The following is a 15231-nucleotide window of genomic DNA, read 5'->3' as shown; positions in this document are numbered from 1 at the left end:
AGCCGATGGTAGAGCCGTGACGGCGCGCGGTGACAGGGGGTTTCCACAAATTGGGTGGCGACCTGCGCGGTCGTCTCCGCGGGGCGGGCTGCCCGGTGAACGGTCAGATGCCGAGGGGCAGTTGCTCGACCAGCAGTTTCCCGGCCATGGTCACGCCACCGTCCATCGCGATGGCGAGTCCGTCGGCGTAGACGTGCGGTCCCTCCACGACCGGACCCGCGGACTCCTCGCCCTCCTCGGCGCCGACTTCGCCCAGCAGATAGGGAATGGGGCTGTGGCCGTGAACGATGCGGGTGCCGCCGTACGTATCGAGCAGGGAGCGTACGGCGTCGGAGCCGCCCTCGTCGCGGAAGGAGAAGCGCTTGGTGAACTTGCGGAACAGCTCCCAGACTTCGTTCACGTCGTTGCGGGTGAGCGTCTCGCGGACGGTGTCGTTGACCTCTTCGATCGAGGCGCCGTACTCGAGGTAGGAGGTGGTGTCCGAGTGCACGAGCAGGTAGCCGTCGACGGCCTCGACGGCGTCGAGACGCGCCATCCACTGCAGGTGGTGGTCCTGGAGGCGGTCCATGTCGGATTTCTGGCCGCCGTTGAGCAGCCAGGCCGCCTGGAAGGTCGCGGTGCCCGCGCCGGAGTTGACGGGGGTGTCGCCGAACCGCTTGGCGCCGAGCAGCAGCAGCTCGTGGTTGCCCATGAGGGCCTTGCAGTAGCCGCCGGCCGCGGCCGCCTCGGCGGACAGCCGCATCACGAGGTCGATGACGCCGATGCCGTCCGGGCCGCGGTCGGTGAAGTCGCCGAGGAACCACAGCCGCGCGGTGCCCGCGCACCACTGGCCGGCGGAGTCGACGAGTCCCTTGGCCTGGAGCGCGGCGACCAGCTGGTCGAGGTAGCCGTGCACGTCACCGACGACGTAGAGGGGGCCCGGGGCGGCGGCGGACTGCCGGGTCGGAGCGGAGGCCGGGTCGACCGCCGCCTGAAGCGTGTCACCGCGCTTGATGACCGGCAGGTCGCGCTCGGTGGGCGTGTACGCGGCCGAGTAGCCCTCCTTGGGCGCCGCGGTGGCTTTGTCGGCCGGCCGGGCCGTCTCGGCGGGATGCGTGCCGTGGGCATACGGGCCGGCCTCGTTCACGTACGCGGGGACCCGGAAGTCGCGCAGCGTAGCCGTCCGCTCCACCTCGGGTCCCTGACCGGCCCCCTGAGTCATCGACCCCTCCACCATCGCGCCGCCTGTGCACCGCTTCGGACTGCCTGGTCGCAGCGGCCCGCGGTGTCGTGGGCCCATCATAGGAACGCGGATCGCGCCATGTGATGACCCAGGGGTGGTGAATCGGGACTGGACTCCGGTTCACCGTGGCTTTCGCCCCGATTGGGCAGTCTTCGGCGGTCCCGCGGCCACCCGAGTCCCGGGCGCTCGCGGGGTCACTCGTGTCCTACGCGGCACGGCGGCCACCGTGCCCTAGGGCCTCTCGTTTGGATCATGCCGGGCTCGCGGACCCTGGCACCGCTCCCTGATCCGGCCTGATCCAAACGAAAGACCCTAGCGGTCCTCCGACGCGCGGGGCGGGCTGACCGTCCTGCGCTGGGTGCGTCGCTGCGACGAGGTGCGCACGATCAGCTCGGTCGGTATGACCTGCTCGACCGGCTGGTCCGACTCGACCCCTTCGATGGCGTCGATGAGGAGCTGGACGACCGCCGTGCCGATCCGGCGCGGCTTCAGGGAGAGCGTGGTGATGGGCGGCTCGGTGCTGGCGTACACCGTGGACTCGCTGCAGCACACCAGCAGCAGGTCGTCGGGGACGCGCAGGCCGTAGCGGCGGGCGGCGGCGAGCAGGTCGGTGCCGTTGGGGTCGAACAGCCCGTAGACGGCGTCGGGCCGGTCGGGGCGGGCCAGCAGCCGGTCGGCGGCGACGGCGCCCGCGCACGGGTCGTGGGCGGGGTAGGCCTCGTACACCGGGTCCTGGCCGACGCGCTTGCACCACTGGAGGTAGGCGGTCGTCGACAGGTGGGTGTAGGTGTCCGTCGTGGTGCCGGTGAGCAGGCCGATGCGGCGGGCGCCGGCCTCGGCGAGGTGGTCGAGGATGCCGAGGACGGCGGCTTCGTGGTCGTTGTCGACCCAGGCGGTGACCGGGAGCGCCCCGGCCGGGCGGCCGTCGCTGACCACCGGTAAGCCCTGCCGCACCAGTTCGCTGACGACGGGGTCCTGGTCGGAGGGATCGATGACGACCGTGCCGTCCAGGGCGACGTTCGACCACACGTCGTGGCGCGAGGTCGCGGGCAGGATGACGAGGGCGTAGCCGCGGGCGAGCGCGGCCGAGGTGGCGGCGCGGGCCATCTCGGCGAAGTACGCGAACTCGGTGAAGGTGAAAGGTTCATCCCCGTACGTGGTCACGGTCAGGCCGATGAGGCCGGACTTGCCGGTACGGAGCGTGCGGGCCGCGGCCGAGGGGCGGTACCCCAGCCGGTCGGCGACCTCGCGGACATGGCGCCGGGTGGCGTCGGGGAGCCGTCCCTTGCCGTTGAGGGCGTCGGAGACGGTCGTGATGGAGACTCCGGCGGCGGCGGCCACGTCTCTGATGCCCGCCCGGCCCGGCCGGCTTCCTCGGCGTGAGGTTTCCGCGCGGCTCACCTGGTGCTTCCCTGCTGCTGTCATGGCGAGCCGATAGTAGGGCTCTTGCGGTGGGGTAGTGCGGACGCATATGCAACCGTTGACAGGCACGTTTCTGCATGGCCATTCGGGTCCAAGCGCCTTTGAAACCATGTCAGTTGCCCAGTTTCATGTTAGGACGTGACCCGGCGGCACGCATGGACCTGTCGAGCCCTCGATGTCTCGAAGAGGTCTCAACTCACCTGCACGGGGGATGCGCGCCACGGCGCAAGCCACCGGCGCGTAGATATATGTGTGACGCGCCCCCCAATTCGTACGTCTTCGTACGGGCGTGCCGTCGATGTCGGTGTGACGGACGCGGCCGGCCCTCGCGCGAGGTGATGGTCGCCGACCCATACGCAGCGGCGCCCAATCCTCTTAAGGTGTGCAGTATTGGATGCCGGTGGTGGTCACGAGGAGGACTGCGGTGAGCGAGACAAGCCCGAAGCTGCGTGCTGAGCTGGAGGGTATCCCCACCTACAAGCCGGGGAAGCCCGCCGCGGCCGGCGGTCCAGTGGCGTACAAGCTGTCCTCGAACGAGAACCCCTACCCGCCGCTGCCGGGGGTCATGGAGACGGTGACGACGGCCGCCGCCGCCTTCAACCGCTACCCGGACATGGCGTGCACGGGCCTGACCAACGAGCTGGCCGAGCGTTTCGCCGTGCCGGCCTCGCACGTGGCCACGGGCACCGGTTCTGTCGGTGTCGCCCAGCAGCTGATCCAGGCCACCAGCGGCCCCGGCGACGAGGTCATGTACGCCTGGCGGTCCTTCGAGGCGTACCCGATCATCACGCAGATCAGCGGGGCGACCTCCGTGAAGGTCCCGCTGACGCCCGGTGACGTGCACGACCTGGACGCGATGGCGGACGCGATCACCGAACGCACGCGTCTGATCTTCGTCTGCAACCCGAACAACCCGACCGGCACGGTGGTGCGGCGGGCCGAGCTGGAACGGTTCCTCGACCGCGTGCCATCCGACGTACTGGTGGTCCTGGACGAGGCCTACCGCGAGTTCATCCGCGACGCCGAGGTGCCGGACGGCGTGATGCTCTACCGCGACCGGCCGAACGTCTGCGTGCTGCGCACGTTCTCGAAGGCGTACGGCCTCGCCGGGCTGCGTGTCGGCTTCGCCATCGCCCACGAGCCGGTCGCGGCGGCGCTGCGCAAGACGGCCGTGCCGTTCGGAGTCAGCCAGCTCGCGCAGGAGGCGGCGATCGCCTCGCTGCGCGCCGAGGACGAGCTGCTGGGCCGGGTCGGCTCGCTGGTCTGCGAGCGCAACCGGGTGGTCGACGCGCTGCGCGCACAGGGCTGGACGGTGCCCGAGACGCACGCCAACTTCGTGTGGCTGCGGCTGGGGGAGCGGACGGTCCCCTTCGCCGAGGCCTGCGAGCGGGCCGGCGTGGTGGTCCGGCCGTTCCCGGGTGAGGGCGTGCGGGTGACCGTCGGGGAGGCCGAGGCGAACGACATCTTCCTGAAGACGGCGGAGGCGTTCCGCAAGGAGATCTGATCCGGCCATGTCCGATCCGGTCAGGACTGATCAGGTTGCGCCTGATCCGGGTCGGGCCTGATCCGGTCGGAGACGAGTCGGTCCTCGGCCGGCCGAAGCCGACGTGGGAGCGCGCGAGAAGGGGGTCCCCCCGGGTTCTGGGGGGACCCCCTTCCCCGTCTGGAAATCGGTGGGTCATAATTGCTTGTGAATGTGAACGCGTTCACAAGCGAGCCGATTGTTGCCTGTTGTGCAGGTCACATCGGGATCAACCGCCGCCGTGACCGCGGTGACGTAAGGAGAGTGACGACGTGAACCTGGCGTTGGCGCCGGAGACACTGGCGCGCTGGCAGTTCGGCATCACGACCGTCTACCACTTCCTGTTCGTTCCCCTGACGATCTCGCTGGCCGCCCTGACGGCCGGACTGCAGACCGCCTGGGTGCGCACAGAGAAGGAGAAGTACCTCAGGGCCACCAAGTTCTGGGGCAAGCTCTTCCTGATCAACATCGCCATGGGCGTGGTCACCGGCATCGTGCAGGAGTTCCAGTTCGGCATGAACTGGTCGGACTACTCGCGCTTCGTAGGCGACATCTTCGGTGCCCCGCTCGCCTTCGAGGCACTGATCGCGTTCTTCTTCGAGTCCACGTTCATCGGACTGTGGATCTTCGGCTGGGACAAGCTGCCCAAGAGGATCCACCTGGCCTGCATGTGGATGGTGTCGCTCGGCACGATCCTGTCGGCGTACTTCATCCTCGCGGCCAACTCCTGGATGCAGCACCCCGTCGGCTACCGGATCAACGAGGCCAAGGGCCGCGCCGAACTCACCGACTTCTGGGCGGTGCTGACCCAGAACACGGCGCTCAGCCAGGCCTTCCACACGCTTTCGGCCGCCTTCCTGACGGGTGGCGCCTTCATGGTCGGCATCGCCGCCTACCACCTCACCCGCAAGAAGCACGTGCGCGAGATGAAGACCTCGCTGCGGCTCGGCCTGGTCACGGTCGTCATCGCCGGCCTGCTCACCGCGGTCAGCGGTGACGTCCTCGGCAAGGTCATGTTCAAGCAGCAGCCGATGAAGATGGCCGCGGCCGAGGCGCTGTGGGACGGACAGGCGCCGGCGCCGTTCTCGGTCTTCGCCTACGGCGATGTGGACAAGGGCCACAACACGGTGGCCATCGAGATACCCGGCCTGCTCTCCTTCCTGGCCAACGACGACTTCACCTCCCACGTCCCCGGCATCAACGACGTCAACAAGGCCGAGCAGGAGCGGTTCGGGCCCGGCGACTACCGGCCCAACATCCCCGTCGCGTACTGGGGATTCCGCTGGATGATCGGGTTCGGCATGGCGTCCTTCGCCATCGGCCTCGCCGGACTGTGGCTGACCCGCAAGAAGTTCCTGCTGCCGCGGCATCTGCGGGTCGGCGACGACGAGGTGCCCCGTCTGGTGCTGCTGCCGAACAAGGCGCTCAGCCCGAAGCTGACCACCTGGTACTGGCGCATCGCGATCTGGACGCTGGCCTTCCCGCTGATCGCCAACTCCTGGGGCTGGATCTTCACCGAGATGGGCCGTCAGCCGTGGGTCGTCTACGGCGTGCTGCAGACCCGGCACGCGGTCTCCCCCGGTGTCTCCCAGGGCGAGGTCCTCACCTCGATGACCGTCTTCACGCTGCTCTACGCCGTCCTCGCCGTGATCGAGGTCAAGCTGCTGGCGAAGTACGTGAAGGCCGGCCCGCCCGAGCTGACGGAGGCCGACCTCAACCCGCCCACGAAGATCGGCGGCGACGAGCGTGACGCCGACAAGCCGATGGCCTTCTCGTACTAGGCCGAGGGAGCTGCACAGCCATGGAACTGCACGACGTCTGGTTCGTCCTCATCGCCGTCCTGTGGACCGGCTACTTCTTCCTGGAGGGCTTCGACTTCGGGGTCGGCATCCTCACCAAGCTGCTGGCCCGGAACCGGCCCGAGAAGCGGGTGCTGATCAACACCATCGGCCCGGTCTGGGACGGTAACGAGGTCTGGCTGCTCACGGCGGGGGGCGCCACCTTCGCCGCCTTCCCGGAGTGGTACGCCACCCTCTTCTCCGGCTTCTACCTGCCGCTGCTCGTGATCCTGGTCTGCCTGATCGTGCGCGGAGTCGCCTTCGAGTACCGGGTCAAGCGGCCCGAGGAGAACTGGCAGCGCAACTGGGAGAACGCGATCTTCTGGAGCTCGCTGATCCCCGCCTTCCTGTGGGGCGTGGCCTTCGGCAACATCGTGCACGGTGTGAAGATCGACCGGAACTTCGAGTACGTCGGCGGGGTCGGAGACCTGCTCAACCCCTACGCGCTCCTCGGCGGCCTGGTCACCCTGACGCTGTTCACCTTCCACGGCACGGTGTTCACGGCCCTGAAGACCGTCGGTGACATCCGCGAGCGGGCGCGGAAGCTGGCCCTGCGCGTGGGGCTGCTGACGGCCGTGGCGGCGCTGGCCTTCCTGCTCTGGACCCAGGCTCACACGGGCAACGGCAGGAGTCTGGTGGCGCTCGTCGTGGCGGTGGTCACTCTGGTGTCCGCGCTGGCGGCGAGCCAGGCGAAGCGTGAGGGCTGGGCGTTCGCGCTGTCGGGCGTCACCATCGTGGCCGCCGTGGCGATGCTGTTCCTGTCGCTCTTCCCGAACGTCATGCCGTCCACGCTCAACCCGGACTGGAGCCTGACGGTCACCAACGCCTCGTCCAGCCCGTACACCCTGAAGATCATGACCTGGTGCGCCGGGATCGCCATGCCGATCATCCTGCTCTACCAGGGGTGGACCTACTGGGTGTTCCGCAAGCGGATCGGCACGCAGCACCTCGCCGAACCCGCGCACTGAGTCCGATGAGGGTGTGTTTCACGTGAAACACACCCTCGGGGCCGAAGGGCATGTTCTCCATGAAACCGATTGATCCGCGACTTCTGCGTCACGCCCGTGCCACCCGGCTCTTCCTGGTGGCCGTAGTCGGACTGGGCGCCGTCGGGGCATGCCTGGTCATCGCTCAGGCGATGCTCATCGCCGAGGTGGTGGTGGGCGCCTTCCAGCACCGGATGCCGGTCGCCGAACTCCGCACGCCCCTGCTGCTGTTGGCCCTCGTCGCCTGCGGCCGTGCGCTGGTCGCCTGGCTGACCGAGCTTGCCGCGCACCGGGCGAGCGCGGCGGTGAAGTCCGAGCTGCGCGGGCGACTGCTGGAGCGTGCGGCGGCGCTCGGTCCCGGCTGGCTGAGCGGGCAGCGCACGGGCTCGCTCGTGGCCCTGGCGACGCGAGGTGTCGACGCCCTGGACGACTACTTCTCGCGCTATCTGCCGCAGCTGGGACTGGCCGTGGCCGTCCCGGTGGCGGTGCTCGCCCGGATCGTCACCGAGGACTGGGTCTCCGCGGCCATCATCGTCGCCACCCTGCCCCTCATCCCCGTCTTCATGATGCTGATCGGCTGGGCCACGCAGTCCCGCATGGACCGCCAGTGGCGGCTGTTGTCCCAGTTGTCGGGCCACTTCCTGGACGTCGTCGCCGGACTGCCGACCCTGAAGGTGTTCGGCCGGGCCAAGGCACAGGCGGAGTCGATCCGGCGGATCACCGGGGAGTACCGGCGGGCGACCATGCGCACGCTGCGGATCGCCTTCCTGTCCTCCTTCGCCCTGGAACTGCTCGCCACGCTGTCGGTGGCGCTGGTCGCCGTGACGATCGGTATGCGGCTCGTGAGCGGCGACATGGACCTCTACATCGGACTGGTCATCCTGGTGCTCGCGCCCGAGGCTTACCTGCCGCTGCGTCAGGTGGGCGCGCAGTACCACGCGGCGGCGGAGGGACTGGCGGCCGCCGAGGAGATCTTCGCCGTGCTGGAGACCCCCGTACCCGAGTCCGGCACCGGGGACGTGCCCACCGGCGCCCTGACCTTCGAGGGCGTCAGCGTCCGCTATCCCGGGCGGTCCGCGGACGCGGTGACGGATGTGTCCTTCTCCGTGCGGCCGGGGGAGACGGTCGCGCTCGTCGGGCCGAGCGGTGTGGGCAAGTCGACGCTGCTGAACGTCCTGCTGGGATTCGTGAAGCCCAGCACGGGCCGGGTGCGCGTCGCGGAAGCCGATCTCGCCGACGTCGACCTGGAGCAGTGGCGCTCGCGCATCGCCTGGGTTCCTCAGCGGCCGCACCTGTACGCGGGAACGATCGCCGAGAACGTACGGCTGGCCCGGCCCGACGCGGACGACACCGCCGTGCGCGGGGCGCTCGCCGACGCCGGTGCGCTGGAGTTCGTGGACGCGCTGCCGGAGGCGATGGACACCCGGCTCGGAGAGGACGGGGCCGGGCTCTCAGCCGGGCAGCGGCAGCGTCTCGCGCTCGCCCGGGCCTTCCTCGCCGACCGGCCCGTCCTGCTGCTCGACGAGCCGACGGCCGCCCTGGACGGAGCGACCGAGGCGGAAGTCGTGGACGCGGTACGGCGGCTGTCCTCGGGCCGGACGGTGCTGCTCGTGGTGCACAGGCCCGCACTGCTGGACGTGGCGGACCGGGTCGTGCGTCTCGACGGGACCGAGTCCGCCGGGCCGGCGCCGGCCGTGACCCGCACCGCCCGGGCACACGCCGCCGAAACTCCCTCCGTGCGAACGGAGGAGACCGGACCGGCCTCCGATCCGGCCGAATCCGCGCCCGAGGCCACCGCCGACGCCCGAGGCGTCCTCGCCCGGGTGCGGGCCATGTCCGGCCCCCGGCGTGGCCGGCTCGCCCTCGCCCTGCTGCTGGGCAGCCTGGCGCTCGGCAGCGCGGTCGGGCTGATGGCCACCTCCGGGTGGCTCATCTCCCGGGCGTCCCAGCAGCCGCCCGTGCTCTACCTGATGGTGGCCGTCACGGCGACCAGGGCCTTCGGCATCGGACGTGCGGTCTTCCGGTACGCGGAGCGGCTGGTCTCGCATGACGCGGTGCTCCGGATGCTCGCCGACACACGGGTCGCCGTCCACCGGAGACTGGAGCGGCTGGCGCCCGCCGGGCTGCGCCGGATGCGCCGCGGCGACCTGCTGACACGGCTCGTCGCCGACGTGGACGCGCTCCAGGACTACTGGCTGCGCTGGCTGCTGCCCGCCGGTGCGGCACTGACCGTGTCCGCCGCCACCGTCGCCTTCACGGCCTGGCTGCTGCCGGAGGCCGGGGCGGTGCTCGCGGCCGGCCTGCTCGCGGCCGGGGCAGGCGTCCCGTTGATCACTGCGTCCGTGGCCCGGCGCGCCGAGCACCGGCTCGCCCCGGCGCGCGGCGCGCTGGCCACCCGCGTCACCGAACTGCTCACCGGAACCGCCGAACTGACCGTCGCTGGCGCCTTGCCCGCCCGCACCGCCGAGACCCGGCGGGCCGACCGGCTGCTCACCCGGATCGACTCGCGCTCCGCCACCGCCACCGCGCTCGGCGACGGGCTCACCGCGCTGGTCTCCGGACTGACCGTCGCCGCCGCCGCCCTGGTCGGCGCCCAGGCGGTCGCCGACGGGCGGCTCGGCGGTGTGGCCATGGCCGTTGTCGTCCTCACCCCGCTCGCCGCCTTCGAAGCGGTCCTCGGCATGCCGCTCGCCGTACGCCACCGGCACCGGGTACGCCGCAGCGCGGAGCGGGTCCACGAGGTCCTGGACGCCCCCGAGCCCGTCCGTGAACCGGAGCGGCCCCTGCCGGCGCCCGCCTCGCCGTTCCCGCTCACCGTCAGCGACCTGACGGCGCGGTACGCGGGGCAGAACCGGGCGGCGCTCACCGGAGTCGACCTGACGCTCCAGGAGGGCCGCAGGGTCGCCGTGGTCGGGCCGTCCGGCTCCGGCAAGACGACGCTCGCCCAGGTGCTGCTGCGCTTTCTCGACGCGGAGGCGGGCACGTACACCCTCGGCGGCGTCGACGCCGGCGCCCTGGCCGGCGACGACGTACGGCGGCTGGTCGGGCTGTGCGCCCAGGACGCGCACCTCTTCGACAGCTCGGTTCGCGAGAACCTGCTGCTCGCGAAGAAGGACGCCACCGAGGCCGACCTGCGGGACGCCCTCGCCCGGGCCCGGCTGCTCGGCTGGGTCGACGCCCTGCCCGACGGTCTCGACACGCTCGTCGGCGAGCACGGTGCCCGGCTGTCGGGCGGCCAGCGTCAGCGGCTGGCACTCGCCCGCGCGCTGCTCGCCGACTTCCCGGTGCTGGTGCTCGACGAACCCGCCGAACACCTCGACCTGGCGACAGCCGACGCGCTCACCGGCGATCTGCTGGCCGCCACCGAGGGCCGTACGACGCTGCTCATCACCCACCGTCTGGCCGGGCTGGCGGCCGTGGACGAGGTGATCGTCCTCGACGAGGGGCGCGTCGTCCAGCGGGGACCGTACGCGGAACTGGCCGTGCTGCCGGGGCCGCTGCGGCGGATGGTCGAACGGGAGACGCAGACGGAGCTGCTGGTGGGCGTGGGGTAGCGGCCCGTTCGCGGGCCGCTACCGGCGGGCGGCCCGCCCGCTACGGCCGCTCCCCCAGCAACCGCTCGATGACGACCGCGACGCCGTCCTCGTTGTTGGCGACCGTCCGTCCGGACGCCGCGGCGATGGCGGCGGGGTGCGCGTTGCCCATGGCGTAGGACCGGCCGGCCCAGGTGAGCATCTCGACGTCGTTCGGCATGTCGCCGAAGGCGACGACCTCCTCCTGGGAGATGCCGCGCTCGGCACAGCACAGGGCCAGAGTGCTCGCCTTGGAGACGTCCGGACCGCTGATCTCCAGCAGGGCGCTGGGGCTGGACCGGGTGATGGAGACGTGCTCGCCGGCGGCGAGGCGGGCGACGGCGAGGAAGGCGTCGGGGTCCAGCGTGGGGTGGTGGGCGAGGATCTTCAGGATCGGCTGGGCGGTACCGACTCCGCCCGGCGCCAGCAGCTCCTCGGCCGGCGCGAGGACGTCGGGCAGCTCCATGTGCAGCTTCGGATAGGCCGGCTCCTGGTAGAAGCCGTAGGTCTGCTCGACCGCGAACACCGTGCCCGGAGCCGCCTCGCGCACCAGCCGTACGGCGTCCAGCGCGGTGTCCCGGGCCAGCTCGCGCACCTTCACGAAGCGGTGGGCGCCGGGACCGCCGTGCAGGTCGACCACGGCGGCGCCGTTGCCGCAGATCGCCAGACCGTGGCCGTGGACGTGGTCGCTGACCACGTCCATCCAGCGGGCCGGGCGGCCGGTGACGAAGAAGACCTCGATGCCCGCCTCCTCGGCCGCCGCCAGGGCGGCGATCGTGCGCGGGGAGACCGACTTGTCGTCGCGCAGCAGGGTGCCGTCGAGATCGGTGGCGATCAGCCGAGGCGGAACGCTGGGGGCGCCGGGGGTGCCCCCCGGCTCGAACGAGGTCGAGAGCTGGGGTGAGGCCGGGGTCTCTGGCTGTCGAGTCGCTGAGGTCACCGCGTCATTGTCGCCTGTATGTCCGCACGATCGTGCGAGAGTTCGCACATCTGAGGGGTTGCATCGGTCACGTCAGCTGGGAGGGCGCTTCCATCGCGATCCGCTCGAAGACCTTCTGGTCCGCGGCGAAGTCCGAGTCGGGGATCGGCCAGTGGATCACGATCTCGGTGAATCCCAGCTCCCGGTGGCGGCCCGCGAAGTCGACGAACGCGTCCAGGGACTCCAGCGGACGACCGCGGTCAGGGGTGAATCCGGTGAGCAGGATCTTGTCGAGCTCGGAGGCGTCACGGCCCGCAGCGGCACACGCGTCCGCGAGCTTCTCGGTCTGGGCGCGAAGGGCCTGGACGGACTGCTCCGGCGTGCCGTTCTCGTAGAGCTTCGGGTCACCCGTGGTCACCCAGGCCTGTCCGTACCGTGCGGCGAGCCGCAGCCCGCGCGGCCCGGTCGCGGCCACGGCGAACGGCAGCCGGGGCCGCTGCGCGCAGCCGGGGATGTTGCGCGCCTCGTGCGCCGCGTAGAAGTCGCCCTCGTACGACACCGCGTCCTCGGTCAGCAACTGGTCGAGCAGCGCGACGAACTCGGCGAAGCGGTCGGCCCGCTCCCGTGGCGTCCAAGGCTCCTGCCCGAGAGCGGTGGCATCGAAGCCGGTGCCGCCCGCGCCGATGCCGAGCGTGATCCTGCCCCCGGAGATGTCGTCGAGGGAGATCAGCTCCTTGGCGAGAGTGACCGGGTGCCGGAAGTTCGGCGAGGTCACGAGGGTGCCCAGCCGCATCCGCTCCGTCACGGCCGCGGCGGCGGTCAGTGTCGGCACGGCCCCGAACCACGGGCCGTCGCGGAAGCTGCGCCAGGACAGGTGGTCGTAGGTGTAGGCGGCGTGGAAGCCGAGCTGTTCGGCACGTGTCCATGCAGAACGGCCGCCCTCGTGCCAGCGGCGATACGGAAGGATCACGGTGCTCAGGCGCAGACTCATGGACCCGAGCCTAGACACTCGCGGGTGTTTCACGTGAAACGGTCACCGTGGGTGGCCGGCGGCCGTGGACCGAGACGGTCAGCGAGTCTCGGAAAACCGCAGGTACCGGGGCGGCACGGACTGTGTCAGCCACACCCCGTTGGCGCTGACATGGAAGACATGACCGTCGCGGTGCATGGCGGCCGCGTCCACCGAGAGGACGACCGGGCGGCCACGGCGGGCGCCGACGCGGGTCGCGGTCTCGCGGTCGGGCGAGAGGTGCACGTCGTGCCGGTTCATCGGCCGAAGCCCCTCGCTGCGGATCGCCTCCAGCCTGCCGGCCACGGTCCCGTGGTAGAGGTACGGCGGCGGCGTCGCGGCCGGCAGCCCGAGGTCGACATCGATGGTGTGGCCCTGACTGGCGCGGATGCGGCTGCCCTCGATCGCGAAGCGCCGCTTGTCGTTGGTGGCGGCCACGTGGTCCAGTTCCTCGCGGGTGAACCGGAAACCGTGCGCGGACGCCGCCGTGATCAGTGCGTCGATCTCGACCCAGCCGCCCTCGTCGAGTGTGAGCCCGATCCTCTCGGGCTGGTGGCGAAGGTGTTTGGCGAGGTACTTCGACACCTTCACGGTGCGTCTTTCGTCCATGCCACCAGCATGCTGGGAGAGACGCGGATCACGCAGGTCATTTTCGCCCGCGAGGTTTGATCCACAGCAAAGTGATGTTGTCCACAGGCCGGGGGCCCATACCTGTGGACAACTGGCCGCCGATTCAGACGCGTTGGCCCGGATCCGCGGTACCCAGCGGTGGTTTCGCCCGCGCGAGCCGGCGTCGAGCCCGCGGGCTGAAGCGGGACATGGCGCGCAGGAGACGGGCCTCCGGCGTCACCGCCACCACCGCCTCGTCGCGCACCACCGCGCGCAGGATCGCGTCGGCCACCTTCTCCGGCGGGTAACCGCGCAGCCCGTAGAGGCGGGCCGCGCGCTGTCTGCGCCGCTGTTGCTCCTCCGTGTCGACGCCCGTGAAGTGCGCCGTGGACGTGATGGCGGTATCGACGAAGCCGGGACAGACCGCCGTGACGCCGATCCCCCGCCCTGCCAGTTCCGCGCGCAGGCACTCGCTCAGCATCAGCACCGCCGCCTTGGAGGTGCTGTAGGCGGGCAGGGCCTTCGACGGCTGGTACGCCGCCGCGGACGCGGTGTTGACGATGTGTCCGCCCTGGCCCCGCTCGGCCATCCGCCTCCCGAACAGGCGGCAGCCGTGGATCACTCCCCACAGATTGACGTCGAGGACCTTCCGCCAGTCCTCGGGGGTGTGGTCGAAGAACGAGCCGGACAGGCCGACGCCCGCGTTGTTCACCAGGACGTCCACCACTCCGTACTCGGCATGGACCTTCCCGGCCAGCTTCTCCATGGCCTGCTCGTCGGAGACGTCCACTGCCTCGGCCCAGGCGGCCGGAGCCCCGAGCTGCCGGGACTGCTCGGCGGTGCGGGTCGCGGCCTCGGCGTCCCGGTCGACGGCCACCACGCGCCCGCCTGCCCGGGCGAAGGCGTCGCCGTGGCCCGTCCGATGCCGCTGCCCGCGCCGGTGACCAGCACGAGCTGCCCGGCGAAGCGATCGGCGTACTTCCCGGTGGCGGCCGGCTGCGGCTGCCCGCTCTCGGTGGCCGTGACGAACTGGGTGATCCAGGCCGCCAGTTGGTCGGGCCGGGTGCGCGGGACCCAATGGCCGGCGGGAAGCGTGCGGCGCACCAGGCCGGGGGCCCACTGCTCCAGGCCGTCGTACAGGCACTCCGAGAGGAAGGCGTCGTCGAGCGGGGTGATGAGCTGCACCGGCGCGTGCGCGTGGGCGTCCGCCCGTGGTCCGCGCAGCCGGGCTCGCACGTTGTCCCGGTACAGCCAGGCGCCGTGGGCCGCGTCCCGGGGCAGCGAGGAGGTCGGGTAGTCGTCGCCGGGGATCTTCTCGATGCGCCGCAGAATGCCGGGCCAGCGTTTGCCGAGCGGGCCGCGCCAGGCCAGCTCGGGCAGCCTCGGCGTGTGCAGCAGGTACACGTACCAGGACTTGGCGCCCTGGCCGAGGAGCTGGACTGCCCGGCGCGGGGTGGGGCGCCTGACGCGCCCGGCGATCCAGTGGCCGAAGTGGTCGAGGGAGGGGCCGGACACCGAGGTGAAGGAGGCGATCCGGCCCTCGGTGCGCCGGACACTGACGAACTCCCAGGCCTGCACCGAGCCCCAGTCGTGGCCCACCAGGTGCACCGGCCTGTCCGGGCTCACCGCGTCCGCGACCGCCAGGAAGTCGTCGGTCAGCTTGTCGAGGGTGAAGCCCCCGCGCAGGGGCCGCGGCGCGGTGGAGCGGCCGTGTCCGCGGACGTCGTAGAGCACGACGTGGAAGCGGCCGACGAGGTGCTCGGCGACCTCGGACCAGACCTCCTTGCTGTCCGGATAGCCGTGCACCAGGACGACCGTGGGCTGCCCCGCATCGCCCAGTTCGGCCACGCACAGCTCGACCCCGCCCGTGCGCACCCAGCGCTCCCGCGCGCCCTTCAGCGTCGTCACTTCTCCTCCGCCCGGGTCGGATCGACTGCCGCCTGTGCCTGTGCCTGTGCCTGTGCCGTGCCCGTGCTGTGGTCCTGGCGACTCTGACACTTGTTAGACCAGGCGTCAACAATGCGGTCCGGGTGGCGGAACTCCGTGGGCCGCCCGGTCCCCAGGGTCCACCCCCTAGGGTCCCCGTAATACTCGAGGGGGACCTGAAGACGGCTCTGGGGTCTGACGACCGG

9 protein-coding genes and 1 pseudogene are annotated in these 15231 nt (G+C 71.1%); 4 read left to right on the top strand and 6 right to left on the bottom strand.

Going from position 1 to position 15231, the window contains the following annotated elements:
- Positions 1-103: 103 nt before the first annotated feature.
- Positions 104-1201: a metallophosphoesterase gene (locus OIE49_RS18075; RefSeq protein WP_326803226.1), complete on the bottom strand. Its 1098-nt coding sequence runs from the start codon at positions 1199-1201 to the stop codon at positions 104-106.
- 333 nt (positions 1202-1534) lie between these two features.
- Positions 1535-2647: a LacI family DNA-binding transcriptional regulator gene (locus tag OIE49_RS18070; protein ID WP_100570486.1), complete on the bottom strand. Its 1113-nt coding sequence runs from the start codon at positions 2645-2647 to the stop codon at positions 1535-1537.
- 421 nt (positions 2648-3068) lie between these two features.
- Between OIE49_RS18070 and hisC the strand changes: the two genes are divergently transcribed.
- The 4 genes from hisC to cydD all read left to right on the top strand — a co-directional run bounded on the left by hisC (position 3069) and on the right by cydD (position 10544).
- Entirely contained in the window at positions 3069-4148 is a 1080-nt protein-coding gene (gene hisC / locus OIE49_RS18065) for a histidinol-phosphate transaminase (protein WP_326803225.1), read from the top strand.
- Positions 4149-4438: 290 nt separating this feature from the next.
- Complete coding sequence (locus tag OIE49_RS18060) at positions 4439-5947, top strand: cytochrome ubiquinol oxidase subunit I (protein WP_326803224.1); 1509 nt, start codon at positions 4439-4441, stop codon at positions 5945-5947.
- Positions 5948-5967: 20 nt separating this feature from the next.
- Positions 5968-6972: a cytochrome d ubiquinol oxidase subunit II gene (cydB, locus tag OIE49_RS18055; protein WP_326803223.1), complete on the top strand. Its 1005-nt coding sequence runs from the start codon at positions 5968-5970 to the stop codon at positions 6970-6972.
- Between the two features lie 59 nt (positions 6973-7031).
- Positions 7032-10544, top strand: a complete 3513-nt coding sequence (gene cydD / locus OIE49_RS18050) for a thiol reductant ABC exporter subunit CydD (protein WP_326803222.1) — start codon at positions 7032-7034, stop codon at positions 10542-10544.
- A 40-nt stretch (positions 10545-10584) separates the two neighbouring features.
- Here the strand turns inward: cydD and OIE49_RS18045 are convergent, their stop codons facing one another.
- From OIE49_RS18045 to OIE49_RS18030, 4 genes and pseudogenes are all read right to left on the bottom strand, one after another.
- Entirely contained in the window at positions 10585-11502 is a 918-nt protein-coding gene (locus OIE49_RS18045) for a Cof-type HAD-IIB family hydrolase (protein WP_326803221.1), read from the bottom strand.
- A 67-nt stretch (positions 11503-11569) separates the two neighbouring features.
- Positions 11570-12472 carry an LLM class flavin-dependent oxidoreductase gene (locus tag OIE49_RS18040; RefSeq protein WP_326803220.1) on the bottom strand — a complete coding sequence of 301 codons (903 nt, stop codon included), beginning with the start codon at positions 12470-12472 and terminating at the stop codon, positions 11570-11572.
- A gap of 78 nt (positions 12473-12550) precedes the next feature.
- Entirely contained in the window at positions 12551-13099 is a 549-nt protein-coding gene (locus OIE49_RS18035) for an RNA 2'-phosphotransferase (protein WP_326803219.1), read from the bottom strand.
- 124 nt (positions 13100-13223) lie between these two features.
- Positions 13224-15007: pseudogene (locus OIE49_RS18030) on the bottom strand (SDR family oxidoreductase).
- Positions 15008-15231: the final 224 nt, after the last annotated feature.

It is taken from the genome of Streptomyces sp. NBC_01788 (genome assembly GCF_035917575.1).
Lineage (GTDB): Bacteria > Actinomycetota > Actinomycetes > Streptomycetales > Streptomycetaceae > Streptomyces.
Note: the sequence above shows the minus strand (reverse complement) of the source record. Positions and strands in the feature narration are given on the sequence as shown.

Coding starts and splice junctions, on each gene's coding strand:
- OIE49_RS18040 (WP_326803220.1), bottom strand. CDS start 12,472: ATGAGTCTGCGCCTGAGCACCGTGATCCTTCCGTATCGCCGCTGGCAC.
- OIE49_RS18075 (WP_326803226.1), bottom strand. CDS start 1,201: ATGACTCAGGGGGCCGGTCAGGGACCCGAGGTGGAGCGGACGGCTACG.
- cydB (WP_326803223.1), top strand. CDS start 5,968: ATGGAACTGCACGACGTCTGGTTCGTCCTCATCGCCGTCCTGTGGACC.
- OIE49_RS18070 (WP_100570486.1), bottom strand. CDS start 2,647: ATGACAGCAGCAGGGAAGCACCAGGTGAGCCGCGCGGAAACCTCACGC.
- cydD (WP_326803222.1), top strand. CDS start 7,032: ATGAAACCGATTGATCCGCGACTTCTGCGTCACGCCCGTGCCACCCGG.
- OIE49_RS18035 (WP_326803219.1), bottom strand. CDS start 13,099: ATGGACGAAAGACGCACCGTGAAGGTGTCGAAGTACCTCGCCAAACAC.